A 517-nucleotide genomic window follows, 5' to 3' on the forward strand; every position below is an offset into this window, starting at 1 on the left:
GAATGGCTCAATGGGCAGCGCTTCGACTCGCTTCACTATACGGGCCCCGGCACAGATCTGACGATCGGCCTTGCCGACGGCCACGAATGGCAGGGCGGCGCTTCGACGGCCAAGAACGGCATCACTTGCAACGCCAACATTCCCACCGAAGAGGTCTTCACGACGCCCCATGCGCGGCGCGTGGCCGGCCATGTCGTAAGCTCCAAGCCCCTTTCCTATCAGGGCTCGTTGATCGACAATATCGCGGTTCAATTCGAGGATGGGCGCATCGTGGATGCGAAGGCATCGCGCGGCGCGGAAGTTCTGAATAAGGTACTCGATACCGACGAAGGTGCGCGGCGCCTCGGCGAAGTGGCACTGGTGCCGCACTCGTCGCCGATCTCGAAAAGTGGATTGTTGTTCTTCAATACGCTGTTCGACGAAAATGCCGCCTCTCACATCGCGCTTGGTCAGTGCTATTCGAAGTGCTTCATCGATGGCGACAAACTGTCCCCAGAGCAGATCGCAGCCCAAGGCG

The 517-nt window shown here is 59.8% G+C and carries 1 protein-coding gene; it reads left to right on the plus strand.

The annotated features are described in order from the left end of the window. A partial coding sequence (locus ACP0KA_RS27860; RefSeq protein ID WP_424632204.1) for an aminopeptidase occupies window positions 1-517 on the plus strand: 517 nt, incomplete at both ends.

This window comes from Bradyrhizobium sp. SYSU BS000235 (genome assembly GCF_049747295.1).
Lineage (GTDB): Bacteria > Pseudomonadota > Alphaproteobacteria > Rhizobiales > Xanthobacteraceae > Afipia.